A 19,744-nucleotide genomic window follows, 5' to 3' on the forward strand; every position below is an offset into this window, starting at 1 on the left:
ATATCAATAACGTTGTTCAGTTTAAGGTTATTTTACAGTGATACCTTTATTGATGATGGTATAAGTTGCTAGGAGCATAAATGAAACTAATCTACGTCGATGATAATTTACCCGGTATAACACGTAAGCGTAAAAACAAAACGTGGCTGTACTTTGACCCAATAGGAAAGCAAATTACGGATCAAAAAGTGATTGATCGTTTAAATGCGTTAGCGTTTCCGCCCGCCTACAAAAATGCTTGGTTTTGCCCTGAAGAAAATGGCCATATTTTAGCAACCGGGATAGATAGTAAAGGCCGTAAGCAATACCGTTACCATGAAGACTTTAGAGCTCAACAAGAGGCGAAAAAATACCAAGCCTGTGGGGTGTTTGGCAATAAGCTGCCATTACTGCGTGCCCGTTTAGAAAACGATTTACAAGGGGATGAGCTCAGCGTAGAGCGCACATTAGCTGCGGTAGTTAGGCTTATGGACTTAGGTGCATTGCGGGTAGGTAACGAGCGAAATGTAAAGCAAAACAAAAGTTTTGGCGCCACAACCCTGCGCAATCGCCATGCTAAGCTTACGGGTAAAAATATACAGCTACGGTATCGGGCTAAATCGGGCAAAGAGCGCGAGGTAAACATAACCGACAGAGTGCTTAGCCATGTAATTAAAGACCTACAAGATTTACCCGGTCAGCATTTGTTTCAATATATAAGCGATGGAGAGCGCACAAACGTAACCTCTAGTGAAATTAACCAGTATATTCAACAAATAATGGGTGAGGACTTTAGCGCTAAGCACTTTAGAACCTGGCGAGCGAGTGTTATTGCCTTTAAGCAACTTGTAAAAGCAAAAGGCGCACTTAGTTTAAAAAGTATGCTCGAGAGCGTGTCTGAGCAGCTAGGTAATACGCCCGCTATTGCCCGTAAATCGTATGTTCACCCGGATTTAATTGCCTTGTGTAAAGAGGATGTGCAAACCCAAACAGCGTGGCGAGAGTCGCTTTCTTTACCGCGAAAAACAAAATACTTGAGTCGTTATGAGCGTGGCTTTTTGGCCTTTTTAAAAGACTAATTGCTATAGCAACTTTACACACTACAGCAACCAAATTACATAATTGCGTAGTTGAAGTGTTTTTTAATTACCATGTAAAAGTTTAAAAAGTTATTATATTTCAGTGTTTTGTGTTTTTATTTTATTTTGGCACCTGCATTGCACCTTCAAATTACTGTTAAGCAGTAAGTACAAAAGCATTTATCAATGATATTTAGCGAGGAGGTACAAAGTGAAGGGGTTATTTTCAAAGGCATTGTCTACAAAGGTAAAGCACATTACGTTACACGCTACGCTTGCAGGCTGCGTTAGCGCCATGCTAACAGGGCAAGCGCTAGGCAGTGCAGATCTTGAAAGTGTGGCACTTGCCAACTCTTCATTAACCACTTACAACTCGCAACAACAATTGCAAAATGGCGATTATTATTTTGATCAAAATGCAGCACAGTTAATCGCGCGCACCGAAAAAGCAATTAACTGGTACACAGAAATAGTTAACAGTGGCGGGTTTACCCCTTTATACACTAATGAGTTGCTTGAACTTGGCAGCACTAGTAAAGCGGTGAGTCAGTTGGCGCTGCGTTTGTATCAAGAGCGTGACTTAACCAGCAATGTATGTGACACCGCAATGTGCACATTTGATAAAACCATTGAGCAGGCTGTGCAACAGTTTCAGCGTCGCCACGGTTTAAAGGTTGATGGGCGAGTAGGAAAGCGCACCTTAGCTAAGCTTAATGTACCCGCTAAGAAAAAATTGGCTAAATTAAAGCTTAACTTTTACCGCATAACTAACTTCGCAGGCTCAAGTGATTCGCAGTATGTGTATGTAAACATACCTGAGTACACATTGCGCTATGTAAAAGCAGGCGAAGTAAAACTACAAAATAACGTTATTGTGGGTAAGCCGAGTTGGGAAACACCTGCCTTTAGTGACGAAATCGAAAAATTTGTAGTAAACCCTGAGTGGCGTATACCAACCTCTATTGCAACCAAAGAAATAGCACCAAAGGTGGCAAAAGATCCTCAGTACCTTGCTAAAAATAATATCGAAGTTAGAAAAAACAGCTACCTAGATTCTAAAACAGTTAACCCCAGTAATATTGATTGGCAGGCTATTAAGCCCTATCAGTTTGATCACTTTTTAGTTAAGCGTGCAGGGGATGAAAACCCACTTGGCGAAGTGAAATATCTGTTTCCAAATCCTGAGGCCATTTATGTTCACGATACTCCAGCAAAGCAGCGTTTTAACCAAGCGCAGCGTGCGCTATCACATGGCTGTATAAGGGTTGAAGAGCCATTTTCATTGGCGCGTGAAATAATTAAGCACCAAGGTGAAGAGCGCACCCTTAAGCAAGTGGATAAAGCCAGAGATACTGATACCACTCAAACTTTTTATTTAAATGAGCCCTTACCTATTCATTTAGTGTATTGGACGGCGTGGGTTGATGAAGACATGTTCGTTAATTTTAGAGACGATATTTATCAACACGACGCAAAAGCATTACTAAAAAACGAAGATCAGTCAGTCATTGCTGCATTGATTAAATAGACTATGAGAGGAATTATGCCGTTTATACCGTGTATTTTAGGGGGCGTATTAGCGCTTTGCGTAAGTGTAAGTAGTTATGCCGCCGAGCCCGTGAAAAAAGCACACCCAAGCGTTGATATTCAAAATAAAGCAAATTTTGAAGATGCAGAGTTTAGCCTAAAAATTAACGACATAGTAATGCCGTATTCGGTGTTTTCTGTATTTGTGATGCCTAATGAGGCAGTTGAATTTGAAGTGCTTTACGCACAATCAAAACGACCCTATTCATTTATTAATAACCATAGCAACGCCACCTTAACTGATACAAACCGCTGGCAGTGGCAGGCGCCTAAAAAGCCTGGCTTAACACGGGTAATTATTGAATCCCCCGACAAAAAGCAACGTATGACAATTAATGTGTTTGTTAAAGTACCTGCAGATGAAGTACAAGGTGGAAAGCTTAAATATTACCACATTGGCCATTACCCAACGCCCTCACAAATTAAAGATAGTAAGCATTACATAGTGCCCGATGGTTTTGTAAAGGTGACCCCAGAGAACGAAAATATAAAAATATCACCGCATTTTTCTCTTAAAGAATTTGTGAGTAAGCAACGAAGTAAGCACCCTAAATACTTATTTTTACAAAATAAGTTGTTACTTAAACTTGAAAAAATACGCAAAGAGCTGATTTTAGAAAACATACCGGTTAAAAATATGGTGGTAATGAGCGGTTACCGCACCCCTTATTACAACAAAGCCATTGGTAACGTAAAGCTTAGCCGCCATGTGTTTGGCGACGCTGCCGATATATTTATAGATAACGATGGCGACTACCGTATGGATGATATAAACAAAGACGGCAAGCACTCTATTGGTGATGCACAAGCTATGGCTGGTATAGTGGAGTCGCTCGCTAAGCGAGAATCATTTAAAGGCTTACTTGGCGGTTTAGGTGTTTACGGGCCAAAATCGCATCGCGGTGCATTTATACATGTCGATACGCGTGGTTTTAAAGCGCGCTGGGTGAGTAAGTAATATATGTTTCATGGTTAGTAATCACGTTAGCATAAAAAGTATTGGCAATTTTTTTGCCAATACTAAGCAGGTCATTGTTAAATATTGATTACCTTTTACCTTTTACTCAAAATTTAAGAGCAAAGATTTAACTCAATAACAGCCATGTTATTAAAACACATAAGGTATAAGACTCGTTCAAACCAATTAAGCGAAGGTTGAAGATGTCTGAAATTAAACGGTTCCAAACTTCTTTAAATAGTGCCGACAAAATACAGGCGCTTATAATCCACATTGCTAGCAGTAGCACCATTTTTACTGTGAATGTTTGTATATAAATATCAATAAGGCTATTCCTTTGATATGCATTCCCTACATCAAACGTCATTAACGTATACAACAAGCTAATAGCCCACAAAGCTATGGTTGCAAAGATATTAAAGCGCGTGGTTATTCCTTTTTTCATTAAAGATAAGTCCTTTTTAATTAAAGTTAGCTTTACTATTGTAAGTTACCATTAATGGTACGGCGGTTCTACTGCAGCATAAAAGTTTCGTACTCAAGCTCTTCAAATTGTTTTGATAGCCAATACAGACCAATTACAGATGTAATTATGGTCGAGAGCGCAAAACCGTAACCATAAAACTGTGGCCCTAATGCAATTGAGGCAATCGTAAATACGATATTGATAAACAAAAACAGCCCAGATAAAAATAATACGGTGGCACGCTTATCTAAGTAAAATAAAATATTTAAAATAGACAAAAATATAACCTGTACACCTACACCCACCACATCAATAAACAGTAATGTTTTATAGTTAGGGTCTATGCCTATAAAGGTCAGTATTTGCTCGCCCCACAGTAATAAGCACGCAACGGTTATACCTTGGATTTTAAATATATCGTAAAGGCCGCCTTGCGCTGTTTGCACCATTTTATCTTTTAGGTAAAAAATTTCTTCAAGCGATGAGCCACCTCTAATGGCGGTATAAAAACGGTCGTATTGTTCTACAAAGTCGGTTTCCATTCTGACTAAAAATACCGCCATTCCTGGAATAATGGTTAAATAGGCTAAAAATATAGGCAAGTCGTAAATAGGGCTTGCTCTTAATGTGCCTATAATTTGAATAGAGGTAGCGGGGGAGTACCAAAAAATAATTTTATCGGCCCACACGCCTATGTTGTAAAAAAGCCCACAAAAAAATAGGCTGTAATACACTTTTTTGTTGTTTAAAAAATCAAAACTAATGAGTTTACCGCCAGGGTAGCGACGAATAATCATAAATAAAAAGCTAAAAAAGAGCAGCGCTTCACCGGCAAAAAAAGCAAAAAACAACCCGTCTATTTGCCAGTCGCGCAGTAAAAATGCCAGTAACACCATAAAGCTGTAACCGCTTAACATGGTCACTAAAATAAGCCGGTACTCCTTCATTCCCGACAAAAATATAGCGCCAAGCCATTGGTTACATAAGCTTACAAACGCCCCTAATATTATTATTTTAGTCACAACAGGTAGCGGTAGTATTGGCCATACAGCTAAGCCAATCAGTAATGCGGCAAGGGTGGTAACTAGCTGCGCGCCAAGTAAATTAGGCAGTACCTGCTCGTCCTTTTTTTGAAAAAACAGATCGGCAACAAAACGCGTTAATAATAGCTGCAGACCGCCGGTCAATATAAGGGACGCTGCCATCATATACGTAATAAGCGTTAAAAACTGAATAATTAATACTTTTGGCAGCACGACACCTAGGCTTAAAATACCAATTAGCATGAGCGCAATGATAGAAAGCAGCCAAGGGCCTGAGCCTATTAATCCCGCATAACCGTATGCTTCAAAAACAGAGAGTAGGGTGTTTTTTTTGAGAATTTTACGTATCTCAAAACCTATTCCGGCCATGCGATTGTATCCTTGTAAAGTTTATCGTAGCGGGCAAACATATGGCTCTCGTCGTAGTATGTTTTAACACGGTTGAGGCCGTTTTGTTGGTACTGATACCATGTTTGCTCATTTTCCAATAGGGTGATTATTTGCTGTGCGGTTTCGCTGGGTGAGGCAATAGAAACTACTTCGCCAGCTTTACCAAGGGCCCTATCTTCCTCGCTTGTCCCTTCTATTATTTCTCGGCACGAGCCCACGTCACTTGCAAGTACAGGTACGCCTGCTGCCATTGCTTCAAGCAGCACTAATGGTTGAGCTTCAGAAATTGAAGTCAACGCAACAATACCTAGCTTAGGGAGTATTTCGACGATGTTTTTCATGCCGGTAAACGTAATGTTTTTGTCTAAATCTAGGCTGCTTACTAGTAGCTGGCACTCTTTATAATACTGTGGGTCTTCCTCAAAAGGGCCTATGATCCAGCCTTCTATCTCTGGCAGCTCGGCTTGGACCTCTTTAATGGCACGAATAAAGGTTTTAATATCTTTAATTGGCACTACACGGCCAATTAACCCAACGACCATAGGGACCGATTTAGGTCTTGCGTTAAGCGCATCAGCAAAGCGTTTTGTTTTTATACCATTAGGCACTACCGAGGCTTTACTTTCGCTGGCACCATCTTTAATTTGCCTTTGTCTATTCCCCTCATAAAGCGAGATGATTTTGTCGGCTTGGTTATAAGTAGTGCGGCCAATTTGCTCAAAAAAGCTGATCCACATTCGGCGAATAAAGCCCATTTCAGTATTTAGGTTTTTACCTAGGCTTTGTTCAGACTCTTTTATCCAGCTGGCCTGTATTAAATCTATTTTACGCTCTTTAGTGTAAATACCGTGCTCGGTAAGCAAAAATGGCGTGTTGTGTATAACGCTTGCACCTGCGCCCAATATGCCAGCATAGCCTGTCGAAATAGAATGAATAAGTTTAACATCGGGGAGTGAACGGGCTATTTCGGCTATTTTAAACAGTGGTTTATACAAATTTCTGTACGACCAAAAAAAGTCGATAAATGACGATTCATCGCAATAGGTTAAATAATAGTTTGCCAGCACCTGCCACGACGACTCGCTGTATAAAAAAACGGCTTCGTTGATACCGTCTTTTTTAGCTAGATTTTCAAAGGCAAACTTTAAAAGCTCCGTCGGTATTGGGTCTTTACAGTCACGGAAATACCCTTGCAATTGCTGCCAAAAATCAAACAGTTCTTTTTTATATTTAACGCCATGTTTCGCTTTTATTTTTGTACTATGTTGCGTAACTAAATAATGCACATGCAGCTTAGTTACGTTACTTGGTAGCGTGTACTGAATGTCGCCGTAGTGTTCGGGTGCGCCACCGACAAACACTAATTCAAAGTTATAGTGAGGCAGGCCTTCTATAATTTGGTGTACCCAGCTCGATACGCCGCCCCGTACATAAGGGTAAGTGCCTTCAAGTAAGAGTAAAATGTCGGCTTTTTTTTCACTCATGCCAATACTCCTGTAAATGGCGTAACTCAGAGCCTTTAGGCTGTAGTGCTAGCTCTTCAAGATAGCGCTGACAGTCTGTGTAATTGTGTAATCCAAAGGCGACTTCGGCTTTATAAGGTAATACGTGGCGTCTGGCCATGCCTAATTGCGTGGCTAAATTTAAGCTTTGCTGCGCTTCATTTAATTTACCGAGCGCAAGTTGAATTCGCCCTAAAAACACATAGCTTGCTGGCTGCGGGTTAAACTTTATACTTGTTAAGGTTAATGCTTCTGCTTTTTCTAGTACGTACTTTTTTAGTGCGCCTTGTGCTAAGCCTAAGTAACTAAGCTCCCAATAAAGCTCGGCTTGTTGGCGTTGCAAATTGCTCAATTTAGGTTGTTGCGTGGTATTGGCTATAGCGTGTTGGCACTGGCTTATTTTTTCGTTCAGTTTAGTTTCTTTGCTATCAAGAGTTGAATAGGCAAGTAAGCGAATATCATCTTCTAAGTCTTTTAATGCCAGTTTGAGTATAGGAATAGCTTGGGCATCGCTCATGTGCCGTGCAGCCATTACTGCACTTAGGCGTTTATTTGGCTCACTGGCGTGTTTTAAAATAGCTTTTAGTCCACCCATCGAGTAAATAGGCGTTGCTGAAACACTTCTTGCTTCAAAGGGCAGGGCAGGAACCTTGTGCTCTACAATATCAATGTCGTTGTTTTTAAGCGGTTTGCTAAGGGCAAAAGTAATGGCAAATACCACCCCTAAAATACCAAATACAGGCAAGGTAAATAGCAGCAAAAATAACAGTGCCGAACCACTTTTTAAGGTGGTTTTGTATTTGTTAGGAATAAATGCATGGCTTACAAAGGTAAAGCACAGGCTAGCAATGCCATGTAATAAAACAATCAACAGCCAGTTAGGCGCATCTAAAATATGCGCAAAAGCAAAGTATTCACATAAACAGCCAATAAAAGCGGCAACGATAATTTTAATCATGGGATGCAACTAACTTAGCGATGTGTTCGCTGCTTATAGGCAATGCCATTTGTTCTTCTATTTTAATTTGCAGTTGCTCAACGGTTTTACCAAAGTGCTCGATACACCAAGTATTAATACGCGATATAAAGCCACTTTTGTCCAGTTCACTTGCCATTGGCATAAGCAGTAATAGAGTGTGGTTTTGACTATCGTAAAGATAAATATCTAGACCTCTGCGAGCTTCACTTAAATACTCTAATAATTGGCGCGACTCTTCACTTGTTTGTATTGCTTTGAGTTTAAGCAGCTGTGAGGGAATATTATAGCGTTTAGCTTCTTTGTTCGCCCTGCGTAGTTGCCTTACAAAATAAGGGGTTTCTTGTGGGGTCATTACCGGGTTGGTAATTTCATGACGCAGCAAATCGCCAATGTTACCGGCCATAACAGCTAGCAAAGTAAGTGTGGTGTTTTTAAGGGCAAAAAATTGAATGCTTTGTACTAAAATTACCCCGTAAATAGTGTTATTAATATCAACCAATGGGATAGCAATATGGTATTGGCTAAATTTATTTTTAACCTCTTTAACAGAGACCAGCTCGCGCTCTTCAAACATGGCTTTAATAAGGGGGTCTTCCATATTTAGCTCGCCCATAGCACCTATGCTTGCTAATGGCTGCTCTGTTATGGTGTTGTTTTCTACTTTATAAAGCGCTGCTTTTTCAAGCGAGCCATATTCAACAAATAAGTTTAAAATGCTATTAGCCGCACTGTCTAAGCGTCTTTGTGTTAGTTGCCCTATAACGGCCCGTACCGCTTGGAGCGATTCGCGCAGGCTAAGAGTATGACCTGCTAACATTTGTTCAATCCGGTCGTGGGATGAGTTTATTAAATGGTATTGGCGGGTAAAGGTTTCTAATCGGTTAGTTACATACTCAAGCTCAATGCTTTGCTGCTGATTAGTGCGCTCCCATACATCTCTGAATTCGCCAGCAATCATAATTACAATTAAATAACCAATCATGGCGTTAATATTAAATTCGTTAGGTTGCGCTAATACTTCGCTTTTGCTTAACAGCAATTGCCCGGCTAATAAACATAATATGCTTATAAAGCCTTTTGAAAAACCATAGCGCAAAGCCACTAACAGCGGCCCAAGTACCGGCCACGAAAACCCATTTTCCGTCCAAAAGGGGTCTTCGGTGTTAAATATAACCGGCAGCACAATTGCAAGCGCGGTAAATACAATTACCTCAGCCCAAATTTGTAGCTCAGGGACCTCTCTTGGTCGAAAAAAATGTGTTTTCACTCACTAACCTCAATGTACGAAATTAAATCGGCGATGACATCTTGTGCTGTCGCGGCAATACTGTCGCGCCCCCAGCCACTTTTTGCGATAGTGCCCGTCCAAAGTGGGGTTGTTTGACCTTTAGCCGTTAAGCTAAGTGTAAGTGCGACTACAGGCTCGCCATCTAGGCCCGCTTTATAACGCCATTCTTCTATGCTACCTGATAACACATAGTCTGTTTGCTGTGTGCTTAACCACTGCATGGCGTTATCAAGACGGTATTGATCGTCAAGTGGCGGAAGGTCTTTAGTGTTACTGCGCGGTGCACGTAATAACGTAGGAAGCTTATTTTGCTGCCAAATACTTGCAAGTATATCTTCTGCACGTTCACCGGCTAAGGGGGTTTGCGCATGATTTACCAAAGGCATTAAAGCCACGGTAGTTGATGGACCTAGCTCTATATCATCAGCCACACGGCTGGTGGTACATGCACTGAGCACTAATACCAAACACGGTATGATTAAACGAAACATATTCTCTCCTAACATTAAAAATGTACGTAATAGCCTAATTGTAATTGTGTATCTGAGTTACCCACTTTATTACTACTTTGATAACCCAGCTGTAATTTAAATAAATCATCCCCTAGCACTGACCAGCCCGCACCACTTGATACTGAAATGTCGAGGGTGTCGTTTAACGTTTGATAACCCGTACTGATGTCGAATAACCACGACGGGCTTTCGCCTAAATAAGGGGGGGCTAAGTTTGAGTTTGACGAAAGCGAAGTGCCCAGAGCAAAGCGCCTAAAAGGTTGTATATCAATAAGTAGCGGTCGTGCTCTTTGATCTATGCCTAAAGGGACTAATGTGCGTTCAAAGTCTTGCCATTGAGCACTAAAATAAGTACTCCAAATAGGGCGGTCTTTTAAAATAGTGTATTGATAGCGGGCGTTATATTCTTGCCCGCTGACAAGCGTTGAGCTATCACTGCGGCGCTTAAATGCCATGGCGGCTGCCGAGAACTGCATGTTTTGACGCCCATCAATAGCGTAATTTATATAAGCCGTGGTTTTATTTAATTTGGCAAAGCTAAGTAAGGTTTCTGATTGGCGGTTTTCAACGTTGTGCTCAAGTTTTACGCCTACCTGCGTGCGCGAGTCCCACTGGTAACGCGCATCTAGGCTCAAGCCTTGGCGGCTCATTAAATTGCCCTGATGAGAGTCTACTTTTGCATCAAAGTACCAACGACCCCACGTCATTTTATCTTCTACGGCAAACAGTAACCCGTTGTTATTTAGGTTTTGTTGATTGCTAATGCTAAGTTTCCATTGCCCTTTAGCGTACGGAAAATAAACATTTATATCGTACTGGCTGGTATTTAAACCGGCCTCAGGGGATAGGTTGATCTCTAATGCTCTAAAGTAGCTGGTGCGGGCGTTACGTAATAAAGACGTTTCGGCTTGTGTTGGCTCGTGTGTTAACTCCTCATACCAACGCTGCATAGTTGCATAAGGCTGCCTTAAATAGAGCAAAGCACTTAGCTCATCTATTTTGCCTAACGTTTGCGTATTTACCAGTGCCTTTACTTTATTAAACTCGCCGTTGCTCATAGCCAGTTGTAGCTTTTGCCATGGCTCAAGTTTTTGTGCTGCGCGTCTGGCTAACCACCAGTTGGCGGTTGCGTTGTTTATAGCCTCAGGCGCTATGTCATCTAAGCTGCTAAATTGGCGTAAGTGGGGCACGGCCATTGCGCCGGCCCATTGGATCATTAAACCTCGGTATGCGTATTTGTCTTTTGGTAAATGGTTTAATAAATAATGTTTAAGTTCGCTGGCATTAGCGTAGTAGCCTAACTGGTTCATAACATCGGCTAAATTTACTAAAGTAGTTAAATCTCGAGGGTTACTAATGGCTAATTGGCGCAGATAAAAATAAGCACTATTAAAGGCTTTTTGATGAATAGATAAACTCGCCAGTAATTGTGCCCACTCTCGGCTGGGTTCATTGCTTGAGTAGTTAGCTAAAATACGCTTAATCATAATGGTGTCGTGCATTTGCAATGCAAGCCAGCCTTGCGCTAGTACCACATCGGGATTGTATTCACTTAGTTTTGCTGCGCGGTTAAGTGTTGTGTATGCGTAATTTAAGTCACTTTGATTTTGGTACCAGTTTGATAATATTAACCATGCAGGGTAAAGCGCTTTATTATAACGTTGTTTTTCAAGAGCCTGATGAGCACGAGTAACGTGTTCTTCATCGCCAATTTGCGTGCTTAATAAGGTAATTTGGATTAACTGTCTATCAGTGAGTGCTGTTTGTTGCCATAGGTAATTTAATAACCCTTGTGGGTTGTCGGCAAATTTTAGCTGCTGATAATGCAGCATATCACCTACACTCAGTGGGCTAATGTTTTTTAATTGCTCTAAAGCATACAGCTCTTCTTTTTTATCATTTACACGCAAAGCCATATCAACTCGAGCACCCCAAAACTCATCATCGTTACTACGTGCTTTTTGCTTTAAAATGGCCAAAGCGGTTGTAAAGTCATCGTTTAACCAATGCGCTCTTGCAAGCCAGAGTAAGTCTTCTTCGTTTTTTGGCCCTGCGTAGTGAGGCCACAAAGCTCTCAGTCCTGCTAAATTACCGGTATCGTGTAACACCTTGGCTTTCCAATATTGTGAAAGAGGTGTTTTTCCATTTATTTGCTCATAGCGCTCAATATGATTAAGCTCTTGTTTTGCGTTACCAATAAATTCGTTGGTTTGCATCCAATTTGCAAATCCGTTGCCTTTAAGCTGTCGGTTTTGCGCTTTATATTCGTAAATGTCGTTGGCATCTTGATATAAGTACAAGGCATTCGCATCATTAATGCTGTCGGTCAGCATAGCTACATCAACGGCTTTATGGGCCATTAACCATTTAAATTCTTTAAGCGCCTGTTTAGGCTTATTTTGCCAGCGCATAATTTTCCAATTTAAAAGCCTCAGCGCTTTATCATTGGGTGTTTTAAGTAATAACTTTGCGATTAATTGTTCAGCTGCGTTTGCATTGCCATTGGCTAAGTTTAAATGCATGGCTTTGGTTAAATATTCGCTGTTATTAGGCTGAGTTTTTAATAATTTTTCTACTGCTTTTAAGGCTTCTTTATTATCACCCGCTAAGCTTGCAAAATATAATGTACGCTCGGTATTAGCGGTATCACCGTATTTTTTCCACCATGTGTAAGCTTGTTTTGGATTGTTAGCACCCAGTGCGGTTTCAATGGCTTTTTGGGCTACATCGGCATTAATGTGGGTTTTATAAATAGCGAGCGCTTTGCCAGGCTCACCTGCGCCTAACCAAAAATCAGCGGCTAATAATGGCTGTGCGTGTTGCTCATAATATTGCGCTACGTTTGCATTGAGCCCCGTGGCTTTAGCTATATTTAATAACTGGTTATCCCAGTGTTTAAATGCCGCAAGTTTAAGTGTTAGTTCTTCAAAACGGTCATCTTTATTTGCGCCACTATCAACCCACAATGCGTATAAAAGTTTTATTTCTAATTCAGTTTTTGTATCGCTTTTAGGGAGTTTTTCAAGCTCGTTAGTCGCTTGCGAATACTCATTTAAGCCCAGGTGAATGGCTATTTTTTTGGCGCGTAGTTTTTCATTATTAGGGTCGCTACTTAATGCGGCATTTAAGTAGGTTTTTTCAAAGGTATAATCTTGCGATAGCGAGTCGTCTTCAAAAAATAAGGTGTGCGGAAACAGCGCGTAAAGTGAAAAACAACTAACCGCTAATATAATTAAAATGGTTTTAACTGATACTAAGTGAGGGCGCTTTTTGTTATTCATTATTGAGCCCTTGTTGCGCAGTTTAAATAGCCATAAAATTCGCCAGCAGGTAATGTAAACTGCGCTGTATTGCCAAAGGTTTTTCCGCTAAAGCGCTTACCCATATGCGAAATGAATTGACAATTGCGAGCATTTTTAAGCTCAATTTTAGCCTCAATCCACGCTTTAAAGCTGACAGGGCCGTTTACCTGCCAGTTACTAAACGCGACATTAGCAGAGAGCAAATAAGGTTGGTTATCTGGCGTTGTATGATCAAAGTTAATTGTGGCTATTTCATCGCCCAGGTGAATATAGTTTCCTTGCGCGGTTACCCCTAAAATACCCTGGCTGTTAGTCATATTGGGCACATCAAAAATAGCAGGCAAGCGCAGCGTTTTTATATATTTAGAACTAAATAGCCATTCGCCGTGCGTATTTTTAGCAAGCGCAGAAAAATAAAAGTCTTTGGCAATGCGTGCATATTGACTTAAATGCACCGGGGTATTTTCTCTGGCTAATACGTAATCAATATTGTAATGCAGCGCATCAAGCCCTGCTGGCACTTCGCCAGAGTAAAAGTGAAAGTAAATTGTGTAAGGCTTTAACCTGTATGGTTTTTCGGTTATTTCAAATGTTTCTACTAAGCGTTTAAAACCATAGTAAGGGCCGTGCCATAAATTGGTGTAAACATTTTCGTTTAAAATGGGCGCGTATATTTGATACAGCAAATCTCGCTCAGGACGGCCAATAGGTGATATATGCGACAAGCTTGGATTGTCGGCATTGACGTCGGTATTTCCTCCATTAACGTTAATTACACCGGCATCGCGGGCAAGTTCGAGGGCTTTTGGGCCTGGGGTTGCATCACCTGACCATAGCATCATCACGGTTTTTTTATTTTTTGGTGCGAGCCGCTCATTAATGTAATTTATTGAGCCGGTTATTTCTTTATTTAAATCGATGGCGTCATATCCGGGTACATCTAAATGAAACCCGTAGTCGGTGTCGTCTTTATTTATTTCTTTTCTACCTGATAAGGCTGTCCAAAAATAGGGATGGCTGTAAGTGTGTGATGCGACTTCGACATAAGGAAGCGCAAAAATTTCCTTGGCTATTTTTTCAAGCTTTGGGCTGTCAGCGCCATGCAATCCGTTAGGCTCAATATCGGCTTGGATAATTGAGGAGGTCAGTGGTAGCTTGTATTTTTTTATAACTTCATCGCGCACAACTTCTGCTGCGTAAGGTTTACCTGCAAAGTGTGCAATGCTCGTAAAGCCGTCGCCATCAATATGAAGGGTTAGCATACGCCGACCGCTTAATGTAGTTGTATCTGGGGCTAGTATAGGCGCAAGCCCCATTGCCTTAGTTAACACGGCTTTGGGGTCTACAACCCAGTTACTGCCCTCCATAGGCAGTGTATCTATAAGCCAAGGTGCCGCGATAAGTGCGCCGTACTTAGTTTTACTTCCTTGGGTTAGGGTGGTGCCATCTTCAGCGTGTATTGATATTAATGATTGCGCATTCTCTGCAAGTGTTAATAAATAGGGCTTTACAATAGCGGGTGCAGTGGTTGACTCACCTTTGAGCCAAGATGCCATAGCCGCGAGTTTATAAGGCCCATTTGAAGGCAAATTAAAAGGCTCGACTCCTAAGCTTTCAAGTAACTTATTAGAAGGAGGGAGCTCGCCAAGTACCAGTTGCGGTACCACGCCTAAGTTACTTTCGAGCCACTCAATAACCTGTGCATTATAAAATTGATCGCTCGTCGTCCAAGAGATAATGCCAGCGTGGAGGCTGGTATCTACTTTAGGTAAGGGCGTGTTAGCCATGTCTATGTAATCAGGTATGTAGCCTAAATACTCAATCATTGTGGCAAGCTTTAAGTGAACCGTAGTGTATATAAGTGGCTTTACATTACTGTTGTATGGAATAAGTATGCGCCTAGGCACTGGCTGTATATTTGATGTCCCCCAAGTTTGAAGGTGCCCATCAGTAACCCAAGGAGCATAACCTTGGGCAATAATTTGTTTAGCCATCGCAAGGCGCTGCTGTGGTTTAGCGTAATCAATTACCTGTACGTTAAAGCCCAGTGATTGTGCTTTATGGAGCTTTTCATTTAACCAAGCTTGATCGTTCTCAGTAGTAAGTTTGTAGCTGTTATCTACTGGATTAAAGTGGCTAAATAGCCCCTCTGCAACTAAATCAGAGGCGTAATCGTTAAGCTGTGGCAGTAGCTCAAACCCTCTGTTTAAAATTAAATGTTTATTAAATGTACTCGACAAACCTTTAATTATATTCACAAGCCCCACTTGTTGAGCCGCTTTATCGTAATCGGGTTTTAATAACTGGTAGCTGTCGAGCGTATCTAAAAATAAACCGTTAAAGCCTCGTTGTTGTAATTCACGTGCTTGTTTTTGCAGGTGTTGTTGCCAATGCTCAGCGGTTAAATCAGCAATATGGCTATTCCAGTGTGGATTTTTTGCTACTGAGGATTCATTTTCAGTAAACGATTCTCCCACACTTAAATAAGCGTATACGCTAATGTTGCGCTCTTTAAGCCAATTAAGTTCGTGTTGAGTGATGCTTTGCGGCTGCACAACAACCCGTGAGTAAAAGGTCATTTCAGCCAGCGGCATGGGGGATGAGTAATAAAAGGCAATGCTCTTGTTAGCAGGTTGAGCGCACACGTTTAAACAAATCAACAACGTTAGACATAAGAAGTACTTCATTATTATTTTAAAAACCACAGCCTAAGTTAACGTTGAACATTGTCCCGCTTTTTGTATAGGTATTTATTATTAGAATTGTGATGATTATATGTTAAATAAAAATGCCTGGCTACCTTAATGTGAGGTGACTAGTGGTGGAATTGCTTGAGTGACAACTAAGTAAAAGGTAATGAAAACGCCTTACTGCACAGTGTTTTCGATAAAAAATTACGACTAATGTCGAGTGATAATGTATATCTAAAGCGCTGTAATCTAATTATAATGCGCCCACCTTACCAGCCCTTGGCAACCCCCTGCGCTATTTATAAATTGATATAAATAGTGACATATTAAATGCTTACTTTATTGCGTTGATTACTGCAAAGCAGACAGTGATAACGTGCATACCCTATTTGTGGAGATTTAATGAGTAACTTAAGCTTGAGAAATAAACTTTTATTACTGGCTATTTTACCGTTGAGCTTGTTATTGATTAGCTTAATGGCCAGCTCGTACTATTTAGAATCGCAAAACCAGCGACAAAATTTTGAAACAATTAAATCTAAACTCCTTAAAGACAAACACACGCTACTTGCCACCGAAGTGGAAATAGCAAGCAAGTTGGTACGCCATCAGTTGGATAACGGATCAACACAAAGTGTTAAAAATGTCCTTAGGGAGCTTACTTTTGGTGACGACGGTTACTTTTTTATTTACGACACACGTGGCGTTAGCGTGTTCCATGCCTTGTTAGGAAGTGCTATTGAAGGGCAAAATAAAATAGGGATGACAGACCCAAATGGTAAAAAAATAATTGTTGGATTATTAGAGCAAGCACGTAAAGGTGGCGGGGCATTTAATTACCATTTTCAAAAGCCAAATACCAACGGGTTAGTAGAGAAAATAGGCTATGCCGTAATGATACCAGGTACCGATTGGATGATTGGTACGGGTGCCTATATGGATGATATACAAACAGAGCTTGCAAATTATGAACAGACTATGCAATCACATACTCGCGAAAAAATAACCACCTTGTTATTGATTGCCTTATTTTGGGTTGTGGTTAGCGTAGTGGGCGCACTTTTAGCGTCTAACGCTATGGTTAAACCTATCCAAATAATGGGCCAAAGCTTAGATGATATTGCTAAAGGTGAAGGCGACTTAACAAAACGCCTAGTTATACATACGCACGATGAAATAGGGCAGTTGGGCGAATCGTTTAATGTGTTTGTTAGCAAGCTGCAAAGCATTATAAGTAATGTGGCTGATGTTACTAATGATGTAAAAAATGCCTCAAGCGATATCAATTCGCAAACAAAACTGTTTGAAAATAAACTGCTTAATCATAACCACGAAACAGATTTAGTTGCCACAGCGATTACCGAAATGTCGGCTACCTCTCACGAAGTGGCTAAAAATACCACGCAAGTTGCTGAGTCTACTCATACGGCAACGCTAGAAGTGGCAAAAGCGCAAGAGTGCGTAGATATTTCACTAAGTGAAGTTTCCAACCTTATGGGCGAAATTAACCTAGCTGCTGATCAGGTAAACTCTTTAAGTGAGCAATCTAAAAAAATAGACAGTGTACTTAGTGTAATAGGTGGCATTGCCGAGCAAACTAACTTGCTTGCACTTAACGCCGCCATAGAAGCCGCACGTGCTGGCGAGCAAGGCCGGGGCTTTGCCGTGGTGGCTGATGAAGTAAGGAGCTTAGCGAGTCGTACACAACTTAGTACCCATGAAATTAGTGAAATGCTAAGTGAATTACATAACTTAGTAGGCGCCGCGGTAAATGCCATGCAGGCGAGCCAAGCAAGTTGTAATCGCTCAGTTGAGTCATCGCGAGATATATTGCAAAGTTTAGGTGCTGTGACTACGTCGGTTACCACCATTAACGACATGAGTACGCAAATTGCAACCGCTGCAACAGAGCAAAGCTCAGTGACAGAAGAGATAAACCGTAATGTGTTTGCCATTCAAGAAATTGTTAATGAACTAACCCAAGCAAGTAAGGCCACCTCTGAGGTTAGCCAACATTTAGCAGGGCGCGGCGAGAACTTAGGACAGTTAATAGGGCAGTTTAAGGTTTAAAACGTCATTGCATAAACCACTACTAGCCGCAACTTATGTTGCGGCTTTTTATTTTAAATACAAAATGGTTTAGAGGCTGTTTACTTTTTGAGGTTGAATTTTTAGCAAGGTATTTTTATTTGGTAAAGCTGTGCTTATATTTTAAGGTTGCTGCAAAGGCATAGGCGTATTAACGCCCAACATGCCAGACCCTAGCTAGAACAAATTTTTATTTTTGAAAGTACGCTAACCCTAGGGAATTTTATTAATTATGTGTAGTCTATTACACGCATTTTGAATAAACAGAGTAACCCTTATATGCAACAAAGTATGCCTTCAGTACAAAACGCCGACCCCGAAACGCTCGTAGCAGAGCAAGACCTAGGCCGGTTGATATCGTTTTTACGTTCAAAAATTGCTACACACATTGATGCCCAACTCGATTGTATGGACTTAACCTCTGCGCAATATATTGTGGTGGTGCTATTAGCGCGTGGCTCAGTAAACACATTAGCTGGGCTGAGCGATCATATGGTGTACGATAAAGGCGCGATGAGCCGTTTGTTAAAGCGTTTAGAAGAAAAAGACTTAATTGAAAAAACACAATGTGAGTTTGATAAGCGTTCTACACTTTTAAGTTTAAGTGATAAAGGTAAAGCGCTTTATCCGCAAATAATGCCCTTAGTAAATCAAGTGTACGAAAAAGCACTTAGCGGCTTTTCTGAAAATGAAAAACACAGCGTTATGGACTTACTAAACCGAGCAATAAACAACCTAGATACACCCTCATAAATCTCTAAAAAAGATTATCAACATTTTAGCGATACTGTTTCAATAAAAACTTAGCCTGCTAAGTACTAGATCTAATTGTGCGGCAAATCCAACTTTGCTAATATAGTTGCCTAGGCAATTAAAGTTATCATCTTGTTAGGTTTGTTATGATTGAAAATAAGTTGTTATCACAATTACAGCAGCAGTTTCCTGAGCATGTATTTATGCAACAGTATTTAAGTGTTGTTCATAAAGGGCGTTTTGCGAACGCAATTGTATACAGGTACAAAGATGATACGTTTGACTTAATAGTAAAAGACTTTAGCCAAAGCCCGTGGTTTATTCGTAAAACCTTTGCCAAGCTTTCTGTAAATCAAGAATTTAAAGGGTTGAGCCGCTTAGCACAGCTTGATGCAGTTGCTAATCGGTTTAGCCGTTTATCGCCGATAGCGGTGGCGTATGACTACATAGAAGGCACGCCGCTTAGGAGCTTAATACACCAGGGTGAGACGTTGCCTGTTGAATTTTTTATTGAGCTTGAACGCCAAGTTGCAAAAATGCACCGCCTAGGCATTGTGCATTTAGATTTACGTAATATGGGCAATATATTATGTGGTAGCGATGGCAAGCCTTATATCATTGATTTTCAGTCAACCATTAGCTTTTCGCGCTTTGCGCGTTGGTTGCAACGTTTTATGCGCGGCTCTGACATGTCGGGCGTATATAAAGCGTGGGATAAGCTAAGTAGTACACCTTTGCCGCGTGCTAAGCAGCAGTATTTACAGCGTTTTAACCATGTTCGTAAACGCTGGATATTTAAAGGCTACCCAATACAACGTGCATATGCATGGGGTGCTGCAATGGTCACGCAGTTTGTAGACTCTGACCTAATACGTAACTTAACCGATAGATTTTAATTCCCCTTTTTTCATTGTGTGACTTTGCCCATAACAGCTTAGCGTTATGGGCTTTTTTTTGGCTAAAAATAAGGCCAAAAATTTCTTTTTTAATTTTTAAAATAAACAGTAGTATCGCTGGTGTTTTTACCCCTACAATGCGCAAAAATAATGAGCGCAGTTTCAACCATCAAAGCTTAAAGCGTCTTAATAAGTTTAGGTTTTTTCTGCAATTTTTTATTGTTCAAGTAAA

At 40.8% G+C, this 19,744-nt stretch carries 14 protein-coding genes; 6 read left to right on the forward strand and 8 right to left on the reverse strand.

What is annotated here, in order from left to right; all coding sequences use genetic code 11:
* Window positions 1-80 precede the first annotated feature (80 nt).
* The 3 genes from MSC25_RS04975 to MSC25_RS04985 all read left to right on the forward strand — a co-directional run bounded on the left by MSC25_RS04975 (window position 81) and on the right by MSC25_RS04985 (window position 3,603).
* On the forward strand, window positions 81-1,058 hold the full coding sequence (locus tag MSC25_RS04975) for a DNA topoisomerase IB (protein WP_248442800.1): 978 nt from the start codon (window positions 81-83) through the stop codon (window positions 1,056-1,058).
* A gap of 211 nt (window positions 1,059-1,269) precedes the next feature.
* Window positions 1,270-2,586, forward strand: a complete 1,317-nt coding sequence (locus MSC25_RS04980; RefSeq protein WP_248442801.1) for a L,D-transpeptidase family protein — start codon at window positions 1,270-1,272, stop codon at window positions 2,584-2,586.
* A 15-nt stretch (window positions 2,587-2,601) separates the two neighbouring features.
* The gene (locus MSC25_RS04985) at window positions 2,602-3,603 is read left to right on the forward strand and encodes a D-Ala-D-Ala carboxypeptidase family metallohydrolase (protein WP_248442802.1); all 1,002 of its coding nucleotides are present in this window, start codon (window positions 2,602-2,604) and stop codon (window positions 3,601-3,603) included.
* 127 nt (window positions 3,604-3,730) lie between these two features.
* Here MSC25_RS04985 and MSC25_RS04990 read toward each other — a convergent pair whose 3' ends face one another.
* From MSC25_RS04990 to MSC25_RS05025, 8 genes are all read right to left on the reverse strand, one after another.
* A complete protein-coding gene (locus MSC25_RS04990; RefSeq protein WP_024033101.1) occupies window positions 3,731-4,048 on the reverse strand; it encodes a hypothetical protein in 318 nt (105 codons plus the stop codon).
* Between the two features lie 68 nt (window positions 4,049-4,116).
* Window positions 4,117-5,481 (reverse strand): exopolysaccharide Pel transporter PelG, encoded by a 1,365-nt coding sequence (pelG, locus tag MSC25_RS04995; RefSeq protein WP_024033100.1) that lies wholly within the window; start codon window positions 5,479-5,481, stop codon window positions 4,117-4,119.
* Window positions 5,469-6,986 carry a GT4 family glycosyltransferase PelF gene (gene pelF / locus MSC25_RS05000; protein ID WP_248442803.1) on the reverse strand — a complete coding sequence of 506 codons (1,518 nt, stop codon included), beginning with the start codon at window positions 6,984-6,986 and terminating at the stop codon, window positions 5,469-5,471. The genes pelG and pelF overlap by 13 nt, the downstream gene beginning before the upstream one ends.
* Window positions 6,979-7,962 carry a HEAT repeat domain-containing protein gene (locus MSC25_RS05005; protein ID WP_054982710.1) on the reverse strand — a complete coding sequence of 328 codons (984 nt, stop codon included), beginning with the start codon at window positions 7,960-7,962 and terminating at the stop codon, window positions 6,979-6,981. The genes pelF and MSC25_RS05005 overlap by 8 nt, the downstream gene beginning before the upstream one ends.
* Complete coding sequence (locus MSC25_RS20320) at window positions 7,955-9,250, reverse strand: PelD GGDEF domain-containing protein (RefSeq protein ID WP_248442804.1); 1,296 nt, start codon at window positions 9,248-9,250, stop codon at window positions 7,955-7,957. Before MSC25_RS20320 ends, MSC25_RS05005 begins: the two co-directional genes overlap by 8 nt.
* The gene (locus MSC25_RS05015; RefSeq protein ID WP_248442805.1) at window positions 9,247-9,762 is read right to left on the reverse strand and encodes a protein PelC; all 516 of its coding nucleotides are present in this window, start codon (window positions 9,760-9,762) and stop codon (window positions 9,247-9,249) included. The genes MSC25_RS20320 and MSC25_RS05015 overlap by 4 nt, the downstream gene beginning before the upstream one ends.
* A 14-nt stretch (window positions 9,763-9,776) precedes the next feature.
* A complete protein-coding gene (locus MSC25_RS05020; RefSeq protein WP_248442806.1) occupies window positions 9,777-13,064 on the reverse strand; it encodes a tetratricopeptide repeat protein in 3,288 nt (1,095 codons plus the stop codon).
* Complete coding sequence (locus MSC25_RS05025; RefSeq protein WP_248442807.1) at window positions 13,064-15,772, reverse strand: endo alpha-1,4 polygalactosaminidase; 2,709 nt, start codon at window positions 15,770-15,772, stop codon at window positions 13,064-13,066. Before MSC25_RS05025 ends, MSC25_RS05020 begins: the two co-directional genes overlap by 1 nt.
* 405 nt (window positions 15,773-16,177) lie before the next feature.
* Here MSC25_RS05025 and MSC25_RS05030 point away from each other — a divergent pair, with 405 nt between their 5' ends.
* The 3 genes from MSC25_RS05030 to MSC25_RS05040 all read left to right on the forward strand — a co-directional run bounded on the left by MSC25_RS05030 (window position 16,178) and on the right by MSC25_RS05040 (window position 19,512).
* Complete coding sequence (locus tag MSC25_RS05030) at window positions 16,178-17,845, forward strand: methyl-accepting chemotaxis protein (protein WP_248442808.1); 1,668 nt, start codon at window positions 16,178-16,180, stop codon at window positions 17,843-17,845.
* 297 nt (window positions 17,846-18,142) lie between these two features.
* Window positions 18,143-18,616: a MarR family transcriptional regulator gene (locus MSC25_RS05035; protein WP_052026274.1), complete on the forward strand. Its 474-nt coding sequence runs from the start codon at window positions 18,143-18,145 to the stop codon at window positions 18,614-18,616.
* A gap of 146 nt (window positions 18,617-18,762) precedes the next feature.
* On the forward strand, window positions 18,763-19,512 hold the full coding sequence (locus MSC25_RS05040) for a serine/threonine protein kinase (protein ID WP_024033091.1): 750 nt from the start codon (window positions 18,763-18,765) through the stop codon (window positions 19,510-19,512).
* Window positions 19,513-19,744 lie beyond the last annotated feature (232 nt).

The sequence above is a fragment of the Pseudoalteromonas sp. 1CM17D genome (genome assembly GCF_023161805.1).
In the GTDB taxonomy this organism is placed as follows: Bacteria; Pseudomonadota; Gammaproteobacteria; order Enterobacterales; family Alteromonadaceae; genus Pseudoalteromonas; species Pseudoalteromonas atlantica.